The sequence below is a fragment of the Streptomyces sp. NPDC091292 genome (genome assembly GCF_044757265.1).
In the GTDB taxonomy this organism is placed as follows: Bacteria; Actinomycetota; Actinomycetes; order Streptomycetales; family Streptomycetaceae; genus Streptomyces.
The window spans coordinates 195,569-215,482 of sequence record NZ_JBIVUQ010000005.1 but is presented as its reverse complement, the minus strand read 5'-3'; the positions used below and the strand labels follow the sequence as shown (position 1 = coordinate 215,482).

Here is a 19,914-nt window from a genome sequence, read left to right as displayed (position 1 = left end):
CCGCCATGAGCCACGTACCCGCACGGGCCGGCGACCGCCGGGAACCCGGGGAGGTCTTCGGTCCGGGCTTCTCGCTCTTCGCCGACGTGCTGCTCGTCGGACTGCTCACCAGCCTCGCGTGCCTTCCGGTCGTCACGGCCCCGGCCGCCTTCGCGGCGGCTTCGGCGACGCTCCGGACCACCGTGGACAGCGGCGTACAGAGCAGGGCCGTCGCGTACGCCGGTCATCTGCGGGCCCATCTGTCCGCCCGCTCGCTGGCCGCCGGTCTGGTGCCGCCGCTGCTCGTCGTGGTCCTGGTGATCGATTCCGCGCTGGTGCGCGGCGCGCTGCCCGGAGCCTTCGTCGTGGCGCCCGCGCTGGCGCTGCTGGCCCTGGGCGTCACGGTCGTGGGCCTGCGCGCCACCGCGCTCAGCGCGCCGCACCGACTGTCCGCGCGCAGGGCGTTGATCCGGTCGGCCGCCGACCCGCGCGGCTCCGCCCTGCTGGGCGCCGCGGTGCTTCTCGCCGTGGTCCTGGCCTGGTCCATGCCGCTGCTGGTGCCGTTGCTGCCCGGACCTCTGGCGTTCGCCGCCACCGTGGTGGACCTCCGCTCCTCTGAAGGCGGAGGCGGGGGCGAAGGCGAGGGCGGGGGCGAGCGGCAAGGCTGAAACGACCCGCCCCACCCCCGACGCCGCCGCCACTCACCGTATTCGTGCACGACACCATCGGAGTTGCCGCATGCCCCGCACCCACCTGGACGCCGCCGGTCACCCCCGGCCGCAGCTCGTTCGCGACCCCGACTGGCGTGATCTGAGTGGTCCATGGCAGTTCGCCCACGACGACGCGGACCTCGGCCGCTCCGGCCGCTGGATGGATCCGGACGTCACCGAGCCGTTCACCGGCACCGTCATCGTCCCCTACCCGCCCGAGTCCGAGGCGTCGGGCGTCCACGACACCGGGTTCCATCCGGTGCTCTGGTACCGGCGCACGATCGACGTGACCAAGCCCGCCCCCGGCCGGCGTCTCCTCCTGCACTTCGGAGCGGTCGACTACCGGGCCGACGTCTGGGTGAACGGCCACCTGGTGGGCCGTCACGAAGGCGGACACACAGGCTTCTCCTGCGATGTCACCGAATCCCTCGACCGGGACGGGGAACACGTCGTGGTCGTCAGGGCCGAGGACCAGCCCTTCGACGCCGCGCAGCCCCGGGGCAAACAGGACTGGCGCCGGCACCCGCATGTCATCTGGTACCACCGCACCTCCGGGATCTGGCAGCCGGTGTGGCTGGAGGAGGTCCCGGAGCAGCATGTGACGGCTCTGCACTGGACCCCCGATATCGCCCACGCCCGTGTGCAGTGCCGGCTGCGCCTCAGCCAATGGCCGCGGGGACCGCTGCATCTGACGGTCCGTCTCACCCGGGGCGAACGGGTGCTCGCCGAACAGCGGATGCGGACCGACGGCCAGGAGACGTCGTTCGACATCGCGCTGCCCGCCCTGCGGCATGCGCAGGACCTCGACGAACTGCTCTGGAGCCCCGAGCAGCCGCATCTCGTGGACGCGGAGGTGGAGTTGAGTGAGGCGGCGGACGGCGCACCCGTGGACCGTGTGACCTCCTATCTCGGCCTGCGGGACATCGGCTGGGACGACGGAGTGTTCCTCCTCAACCACAAACCGTATTTCCTGCGTTTCGCGTTGCAGCAGGGCTACTGGCCGGCGTCCCACCTGTCCGCTCCGGCCGACGCACTGCGCCGCGACGCCGAGCTGGCAAAGGAGATCGGCCTCAACGGGCTGCGCATCCACCAGAAGATCGAGGACCCGCGATTCCTCTACTGGGCCGACCGGCTGGGGCTGCTGCTCTGGGAGGAGATGCCGGCCGCCTACGCGTTCGGTACGCCGACGGTCGAGCGGGTCGTCAGCGAGTGGACCGAGGTGATCTCCCGTGACCTCAGCCATCCCTCGATCGTCGCCTGGGTACCGATCAACGAGTCCTGGTCCGTCCCGAACCCCGCCCTCGTCCCCGCGCAACGCCACTTCATGGACGCCCTCTACCACCTGACCAAGGCCCTCGACCCCTCCCGCCCGGCCGTCTCCAACGACGGCTGGGAAATCTCGGCGGCGGACATCTGGGGCGTCCACGACTACTCCCAGCAGGCGGACGTGCTGCGCGAACGCTACGGCCACGCCTCACTCCGGCAGGGCGACATCGCCGAAAAGTGGCCCGCCGCGAAACGGCTCACGCTGGACGGCGTACGCCACCAGGGTCAGCCGATCGTCCTCAGCGAATTCGGCGGCGCCACCTTCGCACCGGCCGAGGGCGCCGAGTGGTTCGGCTACGACATCGTCGCCACCGAGCAGGACTTCGCCGACCGGATGACCGCCCTGGTGAACGCCGCCGTGAACTCCGGACTCGCCGGTTTCTGCCTCACCCAGTTCACCGACACGGAACAGGAAACCAACGGCCTCTTCACAGCCGACCGCCACCCGAAAATCCCCCTGCCCGATCTACGAGAAATCCTTACGCGGACTCGTGCGGGGTCGGGTGGGTGAGGGAATGCGGGTGAGGGAACGCGGGTCACCGTAAAGGGCTCTTGACCGACGTCGGTCCCGCTCTGTTACCGTCCCGGCAGTCGCCCGAGCCCGCATTGGTTCGGGTCTGTTGTTTGTGTTCCGCCGGTATGTGGGGGCGGCGGTGAGGGCGTGTGTCCCGGTCTCCCGCGGTATGGACGTCCCCCTGGTGGGCCACGGGTCGCGTTTCGCCCTCCAGTGTGAGTGGCAGGCGCCGGCGATCCGGGGGTGGCCCGCCCTGGCCGGCGGCGATGAAGGACATCTCCGTGCACTCGACTGCATCCGGTTACCGTCCCTTGCTGCGCACACCCGGCGCCGCCGCCTTCTTCTTCACCGCTGCCGCCGGTCGCATCGGACTGGCCATGACCGGCCTGGGGCTGGTCTGGCTGCTGCATGCCCGTACCGGTTCCTACACCACCGCCGGTCTCGCCACGGCCGCCTTCGCGCTGGCCGAGGCGCTGATCGGCCCGCAACTGGCCCGCCTCGTGGACCGATTCGGCCAGACGCGTGTCCTGCCGTGGGCTCTGCTCGGCCACGGCACCGCCATCGGTGTCGTCCTCGCGTCGTCCACGCCGGCGGTGGCGATCGTCGCCGCCGGATGCGCCGGGGCGTCCGTGCCGCAACTCGGAGCGCTCTCGGCGGCGCGCTGGGTGCACCTGCTGCGCGACGGCCGCCCCGACGAACTGCCCACGGCCCTGTCCCTGGGGTCGGTCGCCAACGCCGCCGCGTTCCTGCTCGGGCCCGTCCTGGTCACCGCGCTCGGAGCGATGGGTGCTGCCGCTGCGGCCAGTGCCGTAGCCGCGATGCTGGTGCTGGGCGGCGGAGGCGCGCTCGCCGCGCAACGCCGTACCGCGCCACCTCCCGCCCGCGCATACGCCGGACTCCCCCACCCCGGGCGCACCCTTCTCCGGCCAAGCTTCCTTCTCCTCGCCGCCCTCAACCTGGCCATCGGGCTGTACTTCGGCACCATGCAGGTGTCCATCAGCGCCTACGCCACCGGACACGGCATGCCGGGCGCCGCCGCGCCGATCATCGCCGCCGCCGGTCTCGGCGGGCTGCTCTCCGGCTGGCTCTACGGGCTGCGCCGACCCCGGATCCCGGCGACCCGCCAACTCGTAGTCGCCACCGCCTATTTGACGGTCACAGCGCTCCTGCTTCCCTTCGCACCGTCCGCGACATGGCTGGGCGCCGCCGCCGTGGTCACCGAGGCGGCGGTCCCGCCCACGCTCGTCCTACTCGGCGTCCTCACGGAGCGAGCCGTACACGCCGGTGTCCTCACTCAGGCGTTCACCTGGCACAACTCGGCCAGTGCGGCCGGTTCCGCCCTCGCCGGATTCGTCGCCGGTCGCGCCGCCGACACCCTGGACCCCACGGCCGCCCTCGCACTGGCCCCCGCCGCCGGGATCATCCTCTTCACGCTCTCCCTCGCCCTGCGGCGGTCGGGAGTCGGCCTCGCTCAGGTCGAACCCGTGCGTACTCAGACGGAACCTGAGTAGGAGGACCGAGGCGGGTCGTCCCCGGTGGCGCGAACCTTGGGTGCAGGAGATCCGGAGCGGACTCCGCCGCAGTGAGGAGAAGCACCATGGCCATGGCATTCCACGGACCGGCACGCTACGAGCGCGAGCGCATCGCCCTGTGGGCCGCGGGCGGCTACGCCGCGCTCGTCGTCGGGCTCGCGCTCTGGATCGAGGCGCTCGTCCTGTTCGACGACCCCGGATTCGCGGCTGTCTGGCTCATCTGGGCAACGCTGCCCCTCTCCGTCCCACTGTCCGTACTGCCGATCCCGGACGTGGCGTATCTCCCGCTTCTGACGGTCGGAGGTCTCGCCCAGGCTTGGGTGCTGTGGCGGGTGGTACGGGGCAAGCGGGTGAGCTGAGGCGTCGGGGGACCCTCCGGTGCGGGGTCAGCCGAGCCAGTTGCCGTCGCGCATGAGGTCCCGTCCCCGTAGCTCGTTCGCCTCGCGCCATGCCTGGATGCGCCGCGGCCGGATCAGGAAGTACTGGTACGTCTCGCCATTTGTACGCGGGTCGAATCCGGTGTGGGTCGCGAACGCGTCACCCGTCTCCTGGGCAAGGTCCGCGGTGTCCACCGGCTCGGCGGTGCCGTCGACGATGACGACGTCGCGGGTGGGCCCGAGGCTGAGTCGCACCCGTGGGTCCGCCAGCAGATTGCGGCTGGTGACCGAGGCGCGCGGTGTCGAGATGAGGAAGGCGGCCCCGTCCCAGAGGTAGGAGAGCGGGACGAGGTGGACGCCGTCCGGGAGGCCCGACGTCGCGACCCAGAGGTCGATGTCGCTCTCCAGCCTCGCGCGGGTGTCCCGCAGTCTCTCCTCCGGTCCACGCGGCGCCGCGCCCGTCATGCTTTCCCTCCGCTCACTTCGTGAAGAACCTTGCTCACTTCGTGAAGACCCCTTCCTTCAGGGGGTTTCAGACCGTGGTGGCAGGCAGTGCGGCTTCCCACGCGAAGCCGTCCGGGTCGGTGAACGGGCCGGCGGTGCTTCCGAGCACGAGGCGGTGCGAGCCGGTGCCGTCCGGCGGGACGCCGGCGTCCTTGGCGAGGGCGCGGCGCTGGTACAGCCCGAGCTTGACGGGGCTGGACTCTTCGGTCGCGAACTCGACGTACTTGCCTCCGAAGCTCTTCGCCACGCTCAGGCCGTGCTCGGTGTAGAACCGCTTGCTCGCCTTCACGTCCTCGGCTCCGATCAGCAGCACGAGGGCGTCGATGTGCCGGGTGGCCGGGCCCGAGTCCTTCTTCGACGAGGTCGCGATCTTCCAGATCGCGCCGTCCGGGGCCTGGACGACGCCGCCGTAGCCCCACAGCGACTTCGATGCGGGCTTCAGCGTGGTGGCGCCGGCTGCGAGGGCGGAGTCGATGAAGCTGTTGACGTCGGCCGGCCGGGAAACGGTGATCGACAGGGTGAATCCGCGGAACCCGGTCGTCGGCGCCTCGGAGCCCCGGAGGCTCACCTGTGCGCCCAGCCCGAAGGCGGTGCGGTAGAAGTGCTCGGCGGCCGTGGTGTCGGCCACCTCAAGGGTGAGGGATGCGATGGAGATCATGACGATCACGCTAATCGGGGCTCGGCGGCCGGCGCTTCTCCGATCCTGCTCGATCACCGAGGGACCCGTTCACACGGCGGAGCTGCGGGGTCGCGGGGTCGCTCTTTTCAGCCGAGCCCTGCCAGCCGCGAGCCGAGACGGGCGATGAGGGAGGTGTTCTGCGAGTGGCGGCTCTCCTCCCACCAGTCGGCGACGCCGAAGAGCCGGTACATGGAGTGCACGCCGAGCCACCGCAGTGGTTCGGGCTCCCAGCGTCCGGAGTGGTGCTCGTTCCACGGCAGCCGGGTCAGGGCGGTGTCGCGGCCCGCGGCCCGGTCGAGCAGGGTCCGGGCCGCGAGATGGGTGGCCGTCACGCCGTGTCCGGCGAAGCCGCGTACGACACCGATGCCGGTGCCCGGGTCGAAGGTGATCCCGGCGCACCAGTCGCGGGTCACGCCGATGGCGCCCCGCCAGCCGTGCTCGATCGTGAACGGTACGTCGGGGAAGAAGAGGCGGAGCCGTTCGCTCAGCGTGCGGACGGTACGGGCGTCCACCTTTCCCTCGCCGGGGGTACCGGAGTTGAAGGCGTACGGTGTGCCGCGACCGCCGATGGCGATGCGTCCGTCGGCGGTGCGCTGTGCGTAGACGAAGGTGTGCGCGGCGTCGCCCAGACACTCCTGGCCCTGCCAGCCGATCCGCTCCCACGCATGGTCGGGCAGTTGGTTGGTGACGACCATGGAGGAGTTGACGGGGATGACGTCCCGTCGGCCGAGACCGCGGGCGTCGCTGTCGACCTGCCCGGAGTATGCCTCCAGGCAGGTCAGAATCGTGGTGGCGCGCAGGGTCCCGCGCGAGGTGGTCACGGCGCCGGGTGCGATGCGGGTGGCGCGGGTGCCTTCGAGGATGTGTACGCCCCTGGCCTCCACCACGGCCGCGAGACCGTGGACGAGTTTGGCGGGGTCGAGGCGTGCGGTGGTGCGGGTCAGCAGACCGCCGAGTGCCGGGCCGATCGCGATGCGCTCCTTGACGGTGTCGGCGTCGAGGAGTGCGAGGTCCTCGGTCCGGTATCCGCTCGCGAGGTCGGCCGCGTAAGCCACTTCGAGGCGTTTCATGGCGGCCGGGGTGGTGGCCACGCGCAGGTGCCCGCCCTGGTACTGGTCCGCTTCGATGCCCTCGTCCGCAAGGATGCGGAGGGTGTCGCCGATGGCGCCGTCCATCTCCCGCTGGAAGGAGGCGACCGCGGCGGCCCCGTCCTGCCCCCGCTTGCGCGCGGCCTTGGCGTACACGGCCCGATTGCCCGGGATCAGTGGGGAGAGCCAGCCGCCGTTCCGGCCGGAGGCGCCGTAGCCGACCTCCTCGGCCTCGACGAGGGTGATCTTCGCTCCGGGGCGCTCCGCGACCGCGTGGTAGGCGGCCCAGAGTCCGGTCAGGCCGCCGCCGACGATGACGAGGTCCTGCCGCTCGTCGGGCAGGCTCGCGGTCCGGCGCCGGGACGGGTCGCCCGCCGATCCGGCGCCGGTGTGCGCGGCCCTCATCCAATGGGATATCTCGCCGTTGCGGTACGCGGTCATCGTGCTCATCGCGGTCATGAGTGACTCCAGCAGGACGTGCGGTGGTGCGTCGGACGGCGATTCAGTAGGTGGGGGGTGCCATGGCCCAAAGGACCTGCGCCCCTTGTTCGCCTGTGGCCTCGACGATCCGGTGGGGGTCGCTGCTGTGGTAGTGGATCGAGTCCAGGGCGGAGAGCCGGTGGTGCTGATCGCGGACCCACACCTCCACCTCGCCGGACAGGACGAGAAGCAACTCTTCCGAACTGCCGTGGGTGTACGGCTCCACGCCGGTGGAACCCGCTGGTGTGAAGTGCCCCAGCAGCACCTCCAGGTGGTCGAACGACCCGGGGGTGAGCTTGATCTTCGTGGCGCCCTCGCCGAACGACATGCCGTGGGTGTCGCGGAAGCGGAGGACCGGGCCGGCCGCGGACCCGCTCTGCTCGAACAGGTCGCCGACGGTGAGTTTCAGTACTTCGCAGAGCCGCTGAAGGGTGCGCACGCTCGCGTTGGCCTGGTCGCGCTCGACCTGCGAGAGGTACCCCTCGGTGAGACCGGTCCGGTCGGCGACATCGCTGAGCGTCAGATGGAGAGCCCGCCTGCGGCGGCGCAACCGGGCACCGACACCTGCGGCGAGGTCGGGCTGTTCAGGTGACATGGCCCGGAACTTAACAGGACTTGGTACTCGGCACAACGAATATTGGCCTTATCCAAGTTTTCTTTGATGAGGTCGTGATGGGCTTTGGTGAAGTCGTGACGGCGAGCGGAGCCGGAGCCGGTGGCCGGTGGCCGGTGCATCGGGGATATCCGCTTGAGTCTCCAGTAGGGGGAGACACCAAGGTGGGGCACATGAACGGCGACGCGCTCTACGCGATTGGTGACCTTGCCCGGCGCACCGGGCTGACGGTGAAGACCATCCGGTTCTACTCCGACGCGGGAATCGTGCCGCCGACCGACCGAAGCCCGGCCGGCTACCGGCTCTACGACATCGACGCCGTCACCCGACTGGATCTGGTGCGCACACTGCGCGATCTCGGTCTCGACCTAGGGCGCTTCTGACGGATCTCCGCGGCGTCGCGACGCCCGGCACGCACTCTCGCCGCACCGCACGAAAGCCCACGTAGCGCCGCTACGAGGACTTCCGCGCGGCACACCGAGAGCACGCACCGAACGCCGCTCCTTCACCCACGGATATCCATCAGAAGCGCCCTAGCCGCCATCAGGAAAGTCCTCGACCGCGAAGTCTCCGTGCCCGAGGTGGCGGCGGCGCACGCCGATGCCCTGGACGTACAGATCCGTACGCTCCGACTGCGGCGGTCCGTGCTGCGAGCGGTGGCCAAACGCGGGCCCACACCTGAGGAGCTGGATCTCATGCACAGACTCGCCAAGCTGTCCGACGACGAACGCCAAAGGCTGGTGCACGACTTCATCGACGACACGTTCGGCGGTCTCGACGCCAACCCCGAGTTCGTCGCCATGATGCGTGCCGCCATGCCTCAACTCCCCGACGACCCGGCCCCCGAACAGGTCGAGGCGTGGGTCGAACTCGGCGAACTCTGCCAGGACGCGGACTTCCGGACCGCCGTCCGCGCCATGGCCGAACATCAGGCGGCGGAGCGGGCGCACGGCGACACGAGCGGCCTGCACCACGACCTCACCACGGCCGTACGTGACCAGGTCGGCGCAGCACTCGCCACGGGAATCCAGCCGACGTCCGACCAGGCGGCGCCCGTCGTCGATTCCCTCACGGCGCTCTATGCCGAGACGTTCGGACGTACGGACGACGCCGACCTGCGGCGATGGCTCGTGACCCGGTTGGAGACCGGCGCGGACCCCCGGGCGGAGCGCTACTGGCAACTGCTGTCGACCATCAACGGCTGGCCGGTTCCGCCCAGCCTCGCGCCGGTCTTCAGCTGGTTCATCACCGCTCTGCGGAGTCGGCAGAGCGGCTAGGGCGGCGGCGCCTGGCGACGCCGTGACGGGGCACGCGTACTCAGCCAGCGGGACGAGGTGTCGCTCAGCGTGAGGACGCGGATCGGCTCCGGCGCCGGGGTCCCCCACCCCGTTCCCCCTAATCTGGACTGTGTGACGGTAAGCCCGAGAGGGTGACGGAACGGTATGGAACGGACCTCGGCCACCAGGGTGCGCCCCTGGTGGTGGGCGGTCTCGGCCGTCCTTCTCGCCTCGGCGGTGGTCGCCGCCGTCGTCCGGAGGGACGAACTGGTCTCGGCGGTTCGCCTGCTCGCCGATGTGCGTCCCTGGCGTCTGCTGTCGGCAGCGGTGTGCGAGGCGGTGTCGCTCGCCTGTCTGGTGGCGCTCCAGCGGTGGCTGTTGCGGATCGGGGGCGTACGGATACGCCGCCGGGTCGTCGCCGCCGTCGTCATGGCGGCCAATGCCATCGCGGGGGTGCTTCCCGGTGGGGCCGCGTTCGCGGCGGCATGGGTCTACCGGCGGTACCGCCTGCGGGGCGCGGGGCAGGCACTGGCCGGGAGTGCGCTGATGGTCGCCGGAGCGCTGTCGGGCCTGAGCCTCTTCGTGCTGCTGCTGGCCGGTACCCTCCTCGGCGGCGACTCGGGACCGAGTGCCGTGCTGCGGCCGGTCATGATCGGTCTCACCGCCCTCGCTGCTGTGGTGGTGGCCGTGGTGTACGGGTTGTCCCGGTCGCACCTGGTCCGGGTGCGGGCGTGGCGGACCTGGCGGCGTATCGGCCTGCGGTCGCCGCGCCTGCTCGCCCTGGAGGACGACCTCTCCGGCCTCGGGCGGCGAGTCCGCGCCGCCCGGCCCGGGGTCCGGGGCCGGCTGTGGCCCGCCTGCCTCGCACTGTTCAACTGGGTCCTGGACATGGCGTGTCTCGCCGCCTGCATGTGGAGTCTCGGCATCGGCGTGCCCTGGCGTGGACTCGTCATCTCCTACGCGCTCACTCAGTTCGCGGGAAGTCTGCGCCTCACTCCCGGGGGTCTGGTCGTCGTGGAGACGAGCCTCACCGCGCTCCTCGTCCTGGACGGGCTGAGCGCACAGCAGGCCATCGCCGTCACCCTGCTGTACCGGGTGATCAGCTACTGGGCTCTCCAGCCCGTCGGCTGGGGCAGTTGGCTCGCGCTCACGCTCAGCGAGAGAGGCCGGGCGCCGACGGACTGACCGTCGGGGCGCAGAATGCCAGGCCGGAGAGTGCAGGCCGGAGAGTGCGTGCTGCTCGTGGTCAGGACAGCACGCGGCGGCGGAAGTTCCGCAGGCCGAGCCCGAGGAAGATGACGCAGAACGCCACCAGGACCGGGTACACGATCCACAGATGCATGTGGGAGATGTCGGTGAACGCGGCCCGCATGCCCTCACTGATGTAGATCAGCGGGTTGACGAGCACCAGGGCCTGGAGCCAATGGAATCCGCCGACCTCCACCAGGGACAACTTGGTCCACTGGTAGTAGGTGCCGCCGAGGAAGACCAGCGGCAGAATCACGAAGCCGAACATGACGCCGATGTTGCGCGGCTCGAACGACGTACCCAGGAACAGTCCGAGCGAGGTCATCGCGATACACGCCAGCGGGATCAGGGTGACCGCGATCCACCAGTGGATCGTCAGGTCCGGGTGGACCCCCGGCGCGTGGACCACCGCGGCGATCGGGAACACGATGACGGCGGAGATCAGTCCCTGGGCCGCCCCGGACAGCACCCGGGCGACCGCGACCAGCCAGATCGGGCAGGGGGCCTGTACGCGGTCCTCGATCTCCCGGGTGTAGCCGAACTCCTGCGACATCTGGATGGCGACTGACTGGATGCCCTGGAACATGATCGAGATGGCGACCACTCCCGGCACCAGGACCGTGGCGAACGCCGACTCCCCGGACGCCCCTCCGGAGGACCCGATGCCCTGCCCGATCGACGGGAAGACGTACAGGAACACGAACACGAGCAGGAACGGCTGCATGAGGGTGCGGCCCACGAACTCGCCGAAGTTCTTCTTCAGGACGGTCAGATCGCGCCGGATGAGCCCCGACAGCGCCGCGCGGCTGGAGGACATCGCGGACCGCGACGGCACGGGGAGTCCGTGCGGCGGGGGGTCGACGGGACGGGACGACGCGTGCGCTGCGGACATCAGTCCCTCAGCTCCTTTCCCGTGAGGCTGATGAACACGGTCTCCAGCGTGGATTCGGTGATCGAGAGGTCGACCAGGTCGAAGCCGCCCCGCTCGGCGCTGGCGACCACCTGGGGCAGGAGGCGGTCGTTGCCCTTGACCTGGAGTTCGACACCGCCGCCGACCAGCCGGGTACGGACGACGTCGGGGATGTCCTCGCTGAGGCGGCTCTCCAGTTGCTCGGGCCGGCCGGAGGTGGCGACCCTGACGATGGTGTCGGCTCCCAGACCGCGTTTGAGGGCGGTGGGGGTGTCCAGGGCGAGGATCCGGCCGTGGTCGATGATCGCCACCCGGTCGCAGAGCTGGTCCGCCTCCTCCATGTTGTGGGTCGTGAGCAGGATCGTCTGCCCCTGGGCGATCAACTGGTCGAGCGTCTCCCACAGAGCCAGCCGGCCCTGCGGATCCAGACCCGCCGTCGGCTCGTCCAGGAACAGGACCGTCGGACGGTGGAAGATCGCCCGTGCCACCATCAGCCGTTGCGCCATCCCGCCGGACAGGGCGTAGACGGAGGCGTCGGCCCACCGTGACAGCCGGAACTGGCCGAGGAGTTCATCGGCCCTCGTCCTCGCCTCGCGCCGCGGAATACCGAACAGGAGGCCATGGAAGTACAGGTTCTCCCGGACCGTCAACGCACGGTCCAGCGTGTTCTGTTGAGAGACCACGGCGATGAGCTGCTTGGCGAGGGTGGGCCTGCGCACCACGTCCACACCCGCGACACTGGCGGCGCCCGCGGTGGGCACCACGCGGGTCGTCAGCATCCCGACCGTCGTGGTCTTCCCCGCGCCGTTGGGGCCGAGCAGCCCGAAGATCTCGCCGTGACGCACGACCAGATCGATGCCGTCGACGGCCCGGAAGTCGGTCTTCGGATAGACCTTGGTGAGGCCGCTCGTGACGATCACGGCCTCGGAGTCCCATGCCTGTACGGATGGCTCTACGGGCGGCTGTACGGACGGCCCTTCGGTGACGCCGTCGTCCGAACTCACCGGTCGTCCCGCCGGCACCGGCCGGACGGGCACAGGACCGGTCGGCCGAGCCAACTCCTTGCCGGCCGCATCACCCACCATGGAAGCGCCACGAAAACCATTGAAACGCCACGCACGACCGACGGCATCCTGACCGCACGAGGGAGGGCGTCCGGGGCATCCTTCGCAGGGGTGCCGACGGGAAAGCGCAGGCCGATAGGTGTCCCGGTAGGGCACCTCGGGCAGATGGGCATCCCAGCGCGGCCTCGCGCCGCTGGTCCACGCTCCAGAGGCGCACCTCGGAGTCTCCGTACGCGACGGCACGGCCGTCCGGTGAGAAGGCGACCCGCGGCACGCAGTCCCCGCATGCCTCCGGAGCCCTTAAGCCCCTCCGACGGCTACGGCGATGCGGACACATCTCAGTGCTGGATCAGACCGCCGATCGGGACGGGGGCGACGTGGCCCGTTGCCGGAGTGGTCCGCGCCAGTGTGAGGCCGATGTCGACCAGTGACGATCGGCGGAGGCCGGCGATGTCGGAGATCGGAGTCCAGACCGATGCGACGGTCTCGCCGTTCGGCTCGGGGCGGAGTCGGCCGCCGGTGATGCGGACCTGGTAGAAGATGCCGACGTTCTGGTGCTCGGGGAGGCCAGGCCGGGGGCGGTCTGCCGCTGGGATCACTCTTGAGTCCACGCCCAGCAGACGTTCGACCGCCGCAGCGCAGCCGGTCTCCTCGGCCACCTCCCGGATCACCGTGTCGAACGGGTCCTCGCCGTGCTCGACCCTGCCGCCTGGAAGCGTCCAGTTCCCCGACACGTGGCGGGCGAGCAGCACCCGCCCGTCCAGCACGGACACGGCGTACGCGGCAAGTCGGAAGCTCATCCCCATACCCCCATCGGAACTCGTCGGACCCTGTCCCGGTCAGTTCTCGGTGAGTCCGGCGCCAAGTTTCGTACCCGCTCCCCTACGAACACCTCGCCGACACCACCGTATGCCCGCAGGATGGTGAGGGAGACGCGGAGCGATGAGGTCCGTTTCTTTGGTCGCCGCGCCCCACGCAGGGAGGTCCCGTGCATGTTGTTCCGGCAGCTTGAGTACTTCGTGGCGGTGGCCCGGGAGAGGCATTTCGCCAGGGCGGCCGAGGCCTGCTACGTGTCGCAGCCCGCGCTGTCGGCGGCCATCGCCAAGCTGGAGCGGGAGCTGAACGTCACCCTGATCAACCGGGGCCACACCTACCAGGGCCTGACCCCGGAGGGAGAGCGGCTGGTGGTGTGGGCCCAGCGGATCCTCGCCGAGCACGACGCGTTCAAGGCCGAGGTGACCGCCGTCCAGTCCGGTATCACCGGGACCCTGCGGCTGGGCACGGAACCCACCGCGTCCACGACCGTGGCCCTGCCCGTGGCCGCCTTCTGCGCGGCACACCCGCTGGCCAGGGTGCAGATCCACTCCCGGCTGCCGACGACGGACCTGGCCCGGCAGCTGCGCGAGTTCGAGCTGGACGCGGCGATCGGACCTTTCCCGCCGGAGGATCTGGACGGGCTGCTGACCGTACCGCTGTACGAGGAACGCTACGTACTACTGGCACCCGAGGACCTGCTGAGGCCCGACATCCGCACGATGACGTGGGCGGAGGCCGCGCAGATGCCGCTGGCGCTGCTGACGGAGGACATGACCATCCGCCAGGTGCTCGACGGCGCGCTGGCAGGCACCGGCGTGACGGTCACCGCGCAGGTGGAGACGGACTCGGTCGCCTCCCTGTACGCACATGTGGCAAGTGGCGAGTGGGCGAGCATCGTGCCGCACACCTGGTTGCGCGCGATGCCGGTGTCCGGCCGGACGCGCGCCGTACGGCTGGTGGAACCCGATGCGAGGGCGCAGGTCCTGGTGGGGATCCACGCGGGGGCGCCCGGGTCGCCGATCGCCCGCGCGTTCGCGGACGCGGCGACCGGACTGTCACTCGACGAGTTCTTCGACCAGCCGCCGGGGAGCGGGGACCGGATCGGCTGACGTACGCCGCCCCCTACCGGCTCAGGCCCCACCACCGGCTCAGGCCCCGTACCTGCTCGCCAGCGCCCGCCGGTCCAGCGCGCCCTTCGCGGTGTGCGGGAGTGCGGCGACGACCTGTAGCCGCTCCGGCACCTCGAAGGGGGCCAGGCGGGTCCGGCAGTACGACAGGATCCGCCCGCCGGACGCGCCGGACGCGTCCTCCCGCACCACGACAGCGGCACCGACCACCTGCCCGTACGTGGCATCCGGCACGGGGAACACGGCCGCCTCGGCGACACCGGGACAGGCGGCGAGGACATCCTCGACGTGCTCGGGCGAGATCTTCTCCCCGCCACGGTTGATGAGGTCCTTGATGCGCCCTGTGAGGAACAGGCAGCCGTCCGTGTCGAGCCGGCCAAGGTCGCCCGTACGGAACCGTCCGTCGACGAAGCTGTGCGCGGTCTCGGCGGGGTTGCCGAGGTAGCCGCGGGCGACCGCAGGGCCGCTCACCCACACCTCCCCCTCGGCGCCGGGCGGGCACGCGCGGCCGTCCGTGCCGACGATCCGGAGGTCCACTCCGGTCGCGGGACCGACCGATCCGCGCTTGCGCGGTCCGTGGTGCGGCAGCGGCTCACCGGTCGCCTGGTGGGTGGACTCGGTCATTCCGTACGCACTCAGTACGGGCGCGCCGAGCAAGTCCTCCAGCGCCTGTCCCGTGGCCGTGGGGAGCGGGGCGCTGCAACTGCGGACGAACCTCAGGGGCCGGGCGTGCCGTCCCGGGTACTCCTGTTCCGCGCGTGCCAGCAGGATCTGGTGGATGGTCGGTACCGCGGTGAACCAGGTGGCGTCGGCGGCCTCCATGTCGTCCCAGAAGGTGTGCGCCGAGAACCGGCCGTGCGGCGGCAGCACGACGCGGCCCCCGGAGGCGAGGGAGGCCAGGAGCCCCGCGAGCAGCCCGTGGCCGTGGAAGAACGGCATCACCGCCACCGTCCCGTCGGCCGTGCCCAGCTCGTAGGTGGCACAGACACCGGTCGCGCCGGCGGCCACGTTGGTGTGGGTGAGCGGCACCATCTTCGCCCGGCCGGTGGTTCCGGCGGTGAACAGGACGAGGGCGTCGTGAGCGGTGAGGTCCCCGGCGGCTCCCCGGCCGCCGCGTGACGCCGCCTGCTCACCGGTGTCGAGCCTCACTGTGGCGGTCCCGGCCGGGGCGACCCGGACGCGCAGCGGCCAGGTGGGCACCGGCGTCTCCGGTGGCGCGGCCGGGGCGGCGGGCCCGGCGAGGAGCGCCCGCACGCCCAGCCCGGTCAGCCGGGACGCGATCTCAGGTCCGGGGAGTGCCGGGTCCAGCGGGGCGGTCACCAGCCCGGCCCGTGCGGCGCCCAGGAGCGCGGCGACGAATTCGACGGTGTTGGCACCGATCAGACCCACGGGGTCCCCGGGGCGCAGGCCGGTGTCGGCGAGTCGCGCGGCCAAGTCGTCCGCCAGACCGTCGAGTACGGCGTAGGACAGCCGGACGCGGTCTCCGGCACCGGCATGGGCACCGGCATTGGCATGGGTATTGGCACTCGCATTGGGGGCGTCGCCTGGGTCGTCTCCTCTGACGATCAGTGCCGCCGAGCCGGGCCGGTCCTTGACGGACCGCTCGATCAGATCGGTGAGACCGGTGACCTCGGGGGGTCGGTACGGGACCGCTGCGCCTGCGGATGCCATGGCGGACGGGGATGCGGCCATGGTCGTCACCTCCTCGGTCACCCTCGCCTGCGAGCCTGCGCCAGGCCGGGGCGGCGGGTCCAATACCCAGCGGCGAACGGCCGACAGGCGGCGGTTATCGACGCAGCGTGGCCGGGTGCCGGGGGCTTCGTGGCCGGGTGCCCGGGGCTTACGGGTTCCTTTGACAACCCACGCCTATCAACCGGTCGCCGACAGGTCTTGGACGCGGCGGCACCGGCTGACGAACAGTGGCAGAAGAAACGGGCGAAAATCACCCAAAACGTTCACGAGGAGCCCTCCATGACCACCGTCTCCACACCGCGGACCCAGCAGACCTCCGATCACGGCCCGGAACAGTTCACCGACGGCTACCACCTCACCGTGGACGCGCTCCTGCACAACGGCGTCAGCACCCTCTACGGAGTGGTCGGTATCCCGATCACGGACCTGGCCCGCCTCGCCCAGGCGTCCGGTATCCGCTATATCGGCTTCCGGCACGAGAGCGACGCCGGGCACGCCGCTGCGGCGGCCGGATTCCTGACCGGTAGGCCCGGCGTGTACCTGACCGTGTCCGGACCGGGGTTCCTCAACGGGCTCGTCGCGCTCGCCAACGCCACCACGAACTGTTTCCCGGTGGTGCAGATCTCCGGTTCCAGCGAGCGCGGCATCATCGACCTCCGCCGCGGCGACTACGAGGAGATCGACCAGCTCGCGGCTGCCACGCCGCTGGTCAAGGCGGCGTACCGGGTCGACAGGGCCGAGGACATCGGACGCGGCCTCGCCCGCGCGATCCGTACGGCGGTCTCCGGGCGCCCCGGAGGCGTGTATCTCGACATTCCGGCGGCGGTACTCGGAGAGGTCGTCGACGCTCGGAAGGGTGCCGCGTCACTCCCCCGGATCGTCGACCCGGCACCGCGCCAGCTCCCGGATTCCGACGCCGTCGAGCGTGCGATCGAACTGCTCGCGGGCGCCGAACGGCCCCTGGTCGTGCTCGGCAAGGGCGCCGCGTACGCGCAGGCGGACGAGCGCATCCGGGAGTTCGTCGAGCGGAACGGGCTGCCGTTCCTGCCCATGTCGATGGCCAAGGGTCTGCTGCCCGACGACCACCCGCAGTCGGTGGCCACCGCCCGGTCGCTCGCCCTGCGCCGCGCGGATGTCGTGATGCTCGTCGGCGCCCGCCTGAACTGGCTCCTCGGCCACGGCGAACCGCCGCAGTGGAATCCTGACGTCCACTTCATTCAGATCGACATCGACCCCACCGAGCTGGACGGCAACCGGCCCATCGCCGCCCCGCTCGTCGGCGACGTGGCGTCGGTGATGGACGCGCTGGCCGAACGGACGAAGCCGGGCCGGATCACGGTCCCGGAGGCATGGCGGGCGGAACTCGCGGCGCGCTCGGAGCAGAACGTCGCCAAGATGGCCCGGCGCGTCGAGGCGGCCGAGTCCGCGCGCCCGATGACATTCCTGGGCGCACTGCGGGCGGTACGCGACGTGCTCCACGACCACCCCGGTGCCTACGTCGTCAATGAGGGCGCCAACGCGCTCGACTTCGCCCGCAATGTGCTCGACATGCGGGTACCGCGCCACCGGTTGGACAGCGGCACCTGGGGGATCATGGGCATCGGCATGGGGTACGCCATCGCCGCCGCCGTCGAGACGGGCGAGCCGGTCGTCGCCGTCGAGGGGGACAGCGCCTTCGGGTTCAGCGGCATGGAAATGGAGACCGCCTGCCGCTACGGCCTGCCGATCGTCACCGTCGTCCTCAACAACAGCGGTGTGTACCGGGGAGACGACGTCTCCACCACCGCGGATCCCGCCCCCACCGCGCTCAGCGCCCAGTACCACCTCATGATGGGCGCGTTCGGCGGCCTGGGTTTCCGTGCGACGACGCCCGCCGAGGTCGAGCGCGCACTGCGCGAAGCCCTCGCCTCGGGCAAGCCGGCCCTCATCGACTGCGTGATCGACCCCACCGACGGCACCGAGAGCGGCCACCTGACCAGCCTCAATCCCAAGGGGGTCGCGGACGTCGCCCATCCGGCGACCTGAACACCACGCGGACCGCAAGGTGCCCACCACACTGAAGGGAAACCGTCATGACTGATCTGCCCCTGACCGGAATCAAGGTGATCGACTTCACCGGTGTGCAGGCCGGTCCGGCCTGCACACAGATGATGGCCTGGTTCGGCGCCGACGTCCTGAAGGTCGAGCGCACCACGGGCGGCGATGTGACGCGGCACCAGTTGCGCGACATCCCCGATGTCGACGCCCTGTACTTCACCATGCTCAACAGCAACAAGCGCTCCCTGGCCATCAACACCAAGGCCCCCGAGGGCCTGGAGGTGATGGAGAAGCTGATCCGTGAGGCGGACGTACTCGTGGAGAACTTCGCGCCGGGAGCCCTGGACCGTATGGGTCTGTCCTGGGAACACATCCAGGAACTCAACCCCCGGCTGATCTTCGGCTCGGTGAAGGGGTTCGACGACGACTCGCCGTGGAGCGATCTCAAGGTCTACGAGAATGTGGCCCAGTGCGCCGGGGGCGCCGCTTCGACCACCGGGTTCTGGGACGGTCCGCCCACGGTCAGCGCGGCGGCCATCGGTGACAGCAACACCGGTATGCATCTGCTGATAGGTGTCCTCACGGCCCTCATCGCCCGCACGCGGACCGGGCGCGGGCAGAAGGTGTCCGTGTCGATGCAGGACGCCGTACTCAACCTCTGCCGGGTCAAGCTCCGGGACCAGCAGCGCCTGGAGAACGTCGGCTACCTGGAGGAGTACCCGCAGTACCCCAACGGCGAGTTCGGCGACGCCGTCCCGCGCGGGGGCAACGCGGGCGGAGGCGGCCAGCCCGGCTGGGTGCTGAAGTGCAAGGGGTGGGAGACCGACCCCAACGCGTACATCTACTTCACGATCCAGGAGCAGAACTGGAAGCGGACCGCCGAGGCCGTCGGCCACCCCGAATGGGCCGACGACCCCGACTACAACACCGCCGAGGCCCGCGAGCAGCGCATTTTCGACATCTTCGCGGAGATCGAGAAGTGGCTCCAGGACAAGACCAAGTACGAGGCCGTCGACATCCTGCGCAAGTCCGAGGTGCCCTGCGCTCCCGTGCTCAGCATGAAGGAGATCGCCGAGGACACCGCCCTGCGCCGGAGCGGAACCGTGGTGGAGGTGGACCAGAAGGGCCGCGGGCCCTGCCTGACGATCGGCAACCCGATCAAGTTCTCCGACTTCACCCCGGACATCACGGGCGCACCTCTCCTCGGCGAACACACGGACGAGGTCCTGACAGCACTCGGCTACGACCAAGCCACCATCACGGCCCTGCACACCGGGCAGGTCGTCGTCTGAGGAAGGCTCGCAGGGGTCGACCGGCGGGCATCCGCTCACCAGAATGGGCGGGGTGACGAAACCGCCGGTCGACCCTGACCAGTTCCTGCTGTTCGGTCTGTCGGCGCCGGCCGTCGACAGCGTTGCGGGTGAGTCAGAAGGTGTGCGGACCTACCGCTACAAGGTGCAGAGCGGCGGCTTCGGTCTGTTTCTCGGGGTATCGGCCGAGGCCGTCCGGACGACCACCTCACCTGCCGTCGGCACCCCCGTCACCGATCGCATCTGGCTGGACGCCTCCGAAATCAGCAGCGCCCATTACGGGAACCGGATCACGCTGACCGCAAGTGAAGTCGCCTGGCTGCGATTCGGATTGAGTAAAGTCGCCGACCGGATCGAGCACGTCGACAGGAGCCCCTACGTCCTGATCAGGGTCCGCGCCCTGGAGATCTTCGAGGCCGACTACGCGGAGGCGGTCCTCGCTCCGGCCATCGCCGGGTGGGCGGAGGCAGAGTTCTCGTTGACGCCCCACCGCATGACCGCTCGCCGTGACAGCGCCACCGGGCAGTACACGTTCGACTGGGACGAGTGAGACGCGCTCCTTGCACGACCTCGCCACAACATGCCCGGACATCAGGGCAGTTCAGCCTTTCCAGTTATAGGGGCGACTTGC

The 19,914-nt window shown here is 70.3% G+C and carries 17 protein-coding genes and 2 pseudogenes; 11 read left to right on the top strand and 8 right to left on the bottom strand.

The annotated features are described in order from the left end of the window. The first annotated feature begins 5 nt into the window (after nucleotides 1-5). From ACIQNU_RS17365 to ACIQNU_RS17350, 4 genes are all read left to right on the top strand, one after another. Entirely contained in the window at nucleotides 6-647 is a 642-nt protein-coding gene (locus ACIQNU_RS17365) for a hypothetical protein (RefSeq protein ID WP_401366756.1), read from the top strand. 70 nt (nucleotides 648-717) lie between these two features. After that, complete coding sequence (locus ACIQNU_RS17360) at nucleotides 718-2,526, top strand: sugar-binding domain-containing protein (protein ID WP_401366755.1); 1,809 nt, start codon at nucleotides 718-720, stop codon at nucleotides 2,524-2,526. Between the two features lie 284 nt (nucleotides 2,527-2,810). Next, nucleotides 2,811-4,040 carry an MFS transporter gene (locus ACIQNU_RS17355; RefSeq protein WP_401366753.1) on the top strand — a complete coding sequence of 410 codons (1,230 nt, stop codon included), beginning with the start codon at nucleotides 2,811-2,813 and terminating at the stop codon, nucleotides 4,038-4,040. 86 nt (nucleotides 4,041-4,126) lie between these two features. Beyond that, nucleotides 4,127-4,420: an SCO4225 family membrane protein gene (locus tag ACIQNU_RS17350; protein WP_401366751.1), complete on the top strand. Its 294-nt coding sequence runs from the start codon at nucleotides 4,127-4,129 to the stop codon at nucleotides 4,418-4,420. Nucleotides 4,421-4,447: 27 nt separating this feature from the next. Here ACIQNU_RS17350 and ACIQNU_RS17345 read toward each other — a convergent pair whose 3' ends face one another. The 4 genes from ACIQNU_RS17345 to ACIQNU_RS17330 form a co-directional block, all read right to left on the bottom strand. Continuing rightward, entirely contained in the window at nucleotides 4,448-4,903 is a 456-nt protein-coding gene (locus tag ACIQNU_RS17345) for a pyridoxamine 5'-phosphate oxidase family protein (protein WP_401366750.1), read from the bottom strand. A gap of 67 nt (nucleotides 4,904-4,970) precedes the next feature. Then, the gene (locus ACIQNU_RS17340; protein ID WP_401366748.1) at nucleotides 4,971-5,600 is read right to left on the bottom strand and encodes a glyoxalase; all 630 of its coding nucleotides are present in this window, start codon (nucleotides 5,598-5,600) and stop codon (nucleotides 4,971-4,973) included. Between the two features lie 107 nt (nucleotides 5,601-5,707). Continuing rightward, entirely contained in the window at nucleotides 5,708-7,168 is a 1,461-nt protein-coding gene (locus tag ACIQNU_RS17335; protein ID WP_401366746.1) for an NAD(P)/FAD-dependent oxidoreductase, read from the bottom strand. A gap of 43 nt (nucleotides 7,169-7,211) precedes the next feature. Then, complete coding sequence (locus tag ACIQNU_RS17330; RefSeq protein WP_401366744.1) at nucleotides 7,212-7,784, bottom strand: helix-turn-helix domain-containing protein; 573 nt, start codon at nucleotides 7,782-7,784, stop codon at nucleotides 7,212-7,214. Nucleotides 7,785-7,975: 191 nt separating this feature from the next. Here ACIQNU_RS17330 and ACIQNU_RS17325 point away from each other — a divergent pair. The 3 genes and pseudogenes from ACIQNU_RS17325 to ACIQNU_RS17315 form a co-directional block, all read left to right on the top strand. Then, nucleotides 7,976-8,170 (top strand): annotated as a pseudogene (locus tag ACIQNU_RS17325) (MerR family transcriptional regulator); the annotation flags it as partial. A 165-nt stretch (nucleotides 8,171-8,335) separates the two neighbouring features. Next, nucleotides 8,336-9,079: pseudogene (locus ACIQNU_RS17320) on the top strand (MerR family transcriptional regulator); the annotation flags it as partial. Nucleotides 9,080-9,244: 165 nt separating this feature from the next. Continuing rightward, complete coding sequence (locus tag ACIQNU_RS17315; RefSeq protein WP_401366742.1) at nucleotides 9,245-10,264, top strand: YbhN family protein; 1,020 nt, start codon at nucleotides 9,245-9,247, stop codon at nucleotides 10,262-10,264. 61 nt (nucleotides 10,265-10,325) lie between these two features. On the opposite strand, the gene ACIQNU_RS17310 is transcribed toward ACIQNU_RS17315, so the two are convergent. From ACIQNU_RS17310 to ACIQNU_RS17300, 3 genes are all read right to left on the bottom strand, one after another. After that, a complete protein-coding gene (locus tag ACIQNU_RS17310) occupies nucleotides 10,326-11,219 on the bottom strand; it encodes an ABC transporter permease (RefSeq protein ID WP_401366740.1) in 894 nt (297 codons plus the stop codon). Then, nucleotides 11,219-12,241 carry an ATP-binding cassette domain-containing protein gene (locus ACIQNU_RS17305; RefSeq protein WP_401366738.1) on the bottom strand — a complete coding sequence of 341 codons (1,023 nt, stop codon included), beginning with the start codon at nucleotides 12,239-12,241 and terminating at the stop codon, nucleotides 11,219-11,221. The genes ACIQNU_RS17310 and ACIQNU_RS17305 overlap by 1 nt, the downstream gene beginning before the upstream one ends. Before the next feature lie 398 nt (nucleotides 12,242-12,639). Then, nucleotides 12,640-13,101, bottom strand: a complete 462-nt coding sequence (locus ACIQNU_RS17300; protein ID WP_401366736.1) for an NUDIX hydrolase — start codon at nucleotides 13,099-13,101, stop codon at nucleotides 12,640-12,642. A 192-nt stretch (nucleotides 13,102-13,293) separates the two neighbouring features. Here ACIQNU_RS17300 and ACIQNU_RS17295 point away from each other — a divergent pair, with 192 nt between their 5' ends. Beyond that, complete coding sequence (locus ACIQNU_RS17295; RefSeq protein WP_401366734.1) at nucleotides 13,294-14,226, top strand: LysR family transcriptional regulator; 933 nt, start codon at nucleotides 13,294-13,296, stop codon at nucleotides 14,224-14,226. Between the two features lie 39 nt (nucleotides 14,227-14,265). Here ACIQNU_RS17295 and ACIQNU_RS17290 read toward each other — a convergent pair whose 3' ends face one another. After that, a complete protein-coding gene (locus tag ACIQNU_RS17290) occupies nucleotides 14,266-15,936 on the bottom strand; it encodes a FadD7 family fatty acid--CoA ligase (protein ID WP_401366732.1) in 1,671 nt (556 codons plus the stop codon). Nucleotides 15,937-16,215: 279 nt separating this feature from the next. On the opposite strand from ACIQNU_RS17290, the gene oxc reads away from it, so the two are divergent. The 3 genes from oxc to ACIQNU_RS17275 are packed head-to-tail and all read left to right on the top strand — an operon-like array spanning nucleotide 16,216 to nucleotide 19,833. After that, nucleotides 16,216-17,961 (top strand): oxalyl-CoA decarboxylase, encoded by a 1,746-nt coding sequence (oxc, locus tag ACIQNU_RS17285; RefSeq protein WP_401366730.1) that lies wholly within the window; start codon nucleotides 16,216-16,218, stop codon nucleotides 17,959-17,961. 47 nt (nucleotides 17,962-18,008) lie between these two features. Further along, nucleotides 18,009-19,265, top strand: coding sequence for a formyl-CoA transferase (gene frc, locus ACIQNU_RS17280; RefSeq protein WP_401366729.1), 1,257 nt, complete (start codon nucleotides 18,009-18,011; stop codon nucleotides 19,263-19,265). A gap of 52 nt (nucleotides 19,266-19,317) precedes the next feature. After that, a complete protein-coding gene (locus tag ACIQNU_RS17275) occupies nucleotides 19,318-19,833 on the top strand; it encodes a hypothetical protein (protein ID WP_401366727.1) in 516 nt (171 codons plus the stop codon). Nucleotides 19,834-19,914: the final 81 nt, after the last annotated feature.